This window comes from Flavobacterium sp. (genome assembly GCF_044376915.1).
In the GTDB taxonomy this organism is placed as follows: Bacteria; Bacteroidota; Bacteroidia; order Flavobacteriales; family Flavobacteriaceae; genus Flavobacterium.
Genome location: NZ_JBILKB010000119.1, coordinates 1 through 4,076, shown reverse-complemented (window position 1 = coordinate 4,076; position 4,076 = coordinate 1). Strand labels below are relative to the sequence as shown.

At 36.8% G+C, this 4,076-nt stretch carries 3 protein-coding genes and 1 pseudogene; 1 reads left to right on the top strand and 3 read right to left on the bottom strand.

Features of this window, described 5'->3' with window-relative positions:
• Positions 1-109: 109 nt before the first annotated feature.
• From ACIQ6Z_RS09415 to tgt, 3 genes are all read right to left on the bottom strand, one after another.
• Positions 110-994, bottom strand: a complete 885-nt coding sequence (locus tag ACIQ6Z_RS09415) for a DMT family transporter (RefSeq protein WP_396210628.1) — start codon at positions 992-994, stop codon at positions 110-112.
• Positions 981-2,069: an LptF/LptG family permease gene (locus ACIQ6Z_RS09410; protein ID WP_396210627.1), complete on the bottom strand. Its 1,089-nt coding sequence runs from the start codon at positions 2,067-2,069 to the stop codon at positions 981-983. The genes ACIQ6Z_RS09415 and ACIQ6Z_RS09410 overlap by 14 nt, the downstream gene beginning before the upstream one ends.
• 91 nt (positions 2,070-2,160) lie before the next feature.
• Positions 2,161-3,291 carry a tRNA guanosine(34) transglycosylase Tgt gene (gene tgt / locus ACIQ6Z_RS09405; RefSeq protein WP_396197683.1) on the bottom strand — a complete coding sequence of 377 codons (1,131 nt, stop codon included), beginning with the start codon at positions 3,289-3,291 and terminating at the stop codon, positions 2,161-2,163.
• A gap of 474 nt (positions 3,292-3,765) precedes the next feature.
• On the opposite strand from tgt, the pseudogene ACIQ6Z_RS09400 reads away from it, so the two are divergent.
• A pseudogene (locus ACIQ6Z_RS09400) lies at positions 3,766-4,076 on the top strand (transketolase); the annotation flags it as partial.

Sequence of the window (4,076 nt, the reverse complement as noted above, 5' to 3'; positions counted from 1 at the left end):
CTTTAATTGGTAATTCAAAATCTAAATATTCCATAATCGGTTTATTAGGGTTTGGTTTTTAATCGTACAAAGATAAAATTTTCAATTGACTTTGTAAACTTATCTTGAATTAGTTGTTATTTTTTTTGTAACCTTTTAGTATTCCGTTTGCAATTACGGTTGCTAAAATGATAAGCGCACCTATATAGAACAAGGGTGCCATTTGTTCTTTGTCTTTAAAAATAAAATAGGCTAATATAATTCCGTAAATGGGTTCTAAATTGATGGTTAGCATTACGGTGTAAGGGCTCAAGTATTTCATTACCGCTGTAGAGGCTATAAAAGCATAAGCAGTACAGACCGAACTCAATATCAATAGATAAACCAAATCGGAAGTACTGAGTTGGAAAAAATCGGCCGAAAAACTATTGGTAAACAACAATGAAATGGAAAAAAACAATACGCCTCCAGATAATTCATAAAACGAAATAAGCGTGGGTTCATACGTTTTAACAAACTTGCTATTGATTACCGCAAAGGAAGCCGAAAGAAAAGCCGAAATCAAGGCCAAAACAATGCCTTCTACATACTGGGTTTCTACATTGAAAATAATAGTGAGTCCGGCAATAACAATCAGTCCGAAGAAAATCTCATACCACACTATCTTTTTTCCAAAAAACAAGGGTTCGATTAAGGACGCAAAAAATGCACCTGTGGAAAGACAGGCCAAAGTAATGGAAACATTTGACACTTTAATGGCCCTAAAAAATGTAAACCAATGCAAAGCAATAATCAGTCCAGCTACTAAAAATTTAAAGAGAGTCACTTTAGGAATGCGAATGGGAATGCGTTTGTAGCGAATGTATCCATAAATGAAGAGCACCGCAAAAAGCATACGAAACCACACCAAGGGTAAGGCATCCAACGAAATTAGTCTTCCGAGTATGGCTGTAAAACCCCATATGAATACAATGAGGTGCAGTTGCAAGTAACTCTTTACACTATCGCTTGGCATTGCGCAATAATTTATAAGCTAATATTCCAAAAACAATATTGGGCAACCAGACCGCAATAAATGGCGAAATACTCGATTTTTCGGCCAAAGTACCAAACACTTTATCAAAGAAAATAAAGACAAAGGCAATAACGATTCCGATGGCAAGATTGATTCCCATTCCTCCTCTTCGTTTCATAGAAGATACCGCCACGGCAATTATGGTTAAGATAAACGCCGAAACCGGCAAACTGAATTTTTTATAAAAAACAACCAAATACGTATTGATGTTGGCGTTTCCACGCGATCGTTCTTTATTGATAAAAGCATTCAACTGACCAATGGTCATGGTTTCTGCCACATATACCACGGGCGTTAAATCATCGGGTTCAAAATTGTATTTCACCGAAATTTTATCGCGCTTGATCAATTGATCGTCCATAGCACCCACAATACGTTTGTTGTAATTGTATAACACATAGATTTTTTTCAATTCGTCGTAATGAATGCGATTGGCATTGACTTTTTCCAGCAATTGGTTGTCTTTGATGCGTTCAAAAGTAAAATTAAAACCCGTTTGTGACATGTAGTTGTAATTACTTACGTAGATATTTTCTTCAATGTTTCCTTCCTTTTTAATTTGTCTGAAAATATCTGAAGTTTCTCTGGTTTTATTATTTCCCTTTAAATTTTGATACCTGAAATCATTAAATCCTTTGCTCGCTTTTGGTACTAAAAAAAATCCCATAATAAGCGAAAAAAAAGAAACAATTATTGCTCCGTAAATAAAAGGACGTAAAAACCGACTGAAGGAAATTCCCGAACTCAAAATAGCGATAATTTCAGTATTATTGGCCAACTTAGACGTGAACCAAATGATGGACAAGAACAAGAAAATAGGAAATAGCAAATTGGCAAAATAGATTGTAAAATCGCCATAATAAATTAAAATGTCTTTCAGTGGGATTTTCTTCTCAATCATCTTATTCACTTTTTCAGACACGTCTATGGTAATTCCAATAGGAATAAACATCATCAACATAACTGTAAATGTGACTAAATAACGTTTTAATATGTATTTGTCTATTATTTTCATATTTTAAGTTTCATATTTAGCTCCGTTCTGCTTCTCCTAGAGTCAGGTTTACTTCCATCACCCATCACCATTCACCCAACACCCATTACCTTTATAAACGTTGACTCATTTGTACTACCATTTTATCTTTCCAAGCTCTAAAGGTTCCTGCTATAATTTGGCGTCTGGCTTCGCGAACCAACCACATGTAAAACCCTAAGTTGTGTATCGTAGCAATTTGTTTTCCTAAAAATTCATCGGCGGCAAATAAATGGCGCAAATACGCTTTTGAATATTCGGTATCTACCCAGGTGTGTCCCATTTCATCGATGGGTGAAAAATCGGCTTCCCATTTTTTATTTTTCATGTTCATGGTGCCGTGCGCTGTAAACAACATACCATTTCGAGCATTTCGCGTAGGCATTACACAGTCAAACATATCGATACCTAAGGCGATGTTTTCTAAAATATTGATAGGCGTTCCTACCCCCATTAAATAGCGGGGTTTATCTTCTGGTAGAATCGCAGTTACCACTTCGGTCATCGCATACATTTCTTCTGCGGGTTCTCCTACAGATAAGCCTCCGATCGCATTTCCTTGAGCGCCAGCATTGGCAATATATTCAGCCGATTCTGCTCTCAAATCTTTATACGTACTTCCTTGAACTATAGGAAAAAACGTTTGTTCATACCCGTATTTGAAGGGTAATTTTTCTAAATGATTAATACATCGGTCTAGCCAACGGTGCGTCATGTGCATCGAACGTTTGGCATAGCGATAATCGCATGGATAAGGTGTGCATTCGTCAAAAGCCATGATGATATCAGCACCAATGGTGCGCTGAACTTCCATTACATTCTCAGGCGAAAAGAAATGATACGATCCGTCAATATGCGATTTAAATTTTACGCCTTCTTCTTTAATTTTTCGATTAGAGGACAACGAATACACTTGGTAACCCCCTGAATCGGTTAATATGTTTCGATCCCAATTCATAAATTTATGCAAACCACCCGCAGCTTCTAAAATTTTAGTTTGCGGCCGTAAATACAAATGATAGGTATTTCCCAATATAATATCGGGATTGATGTCTTCTCTCAACTCGCGTTGGTGCACCCCTTTTACCGAGGCAACGGTTCCAACGGGCATGAATATAGGGGTTTCAATAACTCCGTGATCGGTTGTTATTTTTCCGGCTCTGGCTTTGCTTTGTGGGTCTTTGGTAATTAAATCAAACTTCATAGTATGCTTTTACGAAACGCAAATATAATTGAATTAGAATTTAGTCTCGAAGTTTCGGGATAGAATTTAGAATTATTTATGAAAAGGAGTTTTGAATTACGAATTACGAGGTAAGAGTTGGAAGTTGGGAGATGGAAGTTGGGAGTATTGAATTACGAATTATCAATTATGAATTACGAGGGACGAGTTGGGGGTATTGAATTACGAATTATTAATTAGGAATTACGAGGTAAGAGTTGCGAGTTGGGAGCTGGGAGTTGGGAGATGGAAGTTGGGAGATGGGAGTTGGGAGTTTTGAATTACGAATTATTAATTATGAATTACGCGGTAAGAGGTACGATTTACGAGGTACGGTTTACGATTTACGAATAACGACTAACTATCAACAATTCTTAATAACTTCTTATAAAATGATTTGTAGCAGCAAAAAAATAAAATTACTTTTGTGGTCATATAACAAATATTCTATCATAAATGTCTAACACACAACAACTACACGATTTTACAACACAAGTTCGAAGAGATATTCTTCGTATGGTTCACGCCGTAAATTCTGGGCATCCAGGAGGTTCTTTGGGCTGTGCCGAATTTTTGGTTACCCTTTACCAAGATGTTATGCAACGCAACGCAGGTTTTGCTATGGACGGCATTAACGAAGATATTTTCTTCTTATCGAACGGACACATTTCGCCTGTATTTTACAGCGTATTGGCCAGAAGTGGGTATTTCCCTGTTGCTGAATTGGCAACGTTTAGAAAACTGAACTCGAGATTACAAGGTCACCC

Bases quoted from the DNA above. Each gene is read 5' to 3' on its own strand.
- ACIQ6Z_RS09415 (WP_396210628.1), bottom strand. From the start codon at position 994: ATGCCAAGCGATAGTGTAAAGAGTTACTTGCAACTGCACCTCATTGTA.
- tgt (WP_396197683.1), bottom strand. From the start codon at position 3,291: ATGAAGTTTGATTTAATTACCAAAGACCCACAAAGCAAAGCCAGAGCC.
- ACIQ6Z_RS09410 (WP_396210627.1), bottom strand. From the start codon at position 2,069: ATGAAAATAATAGACAAATACATATTAAAACGTTATTTAGTCACATTT.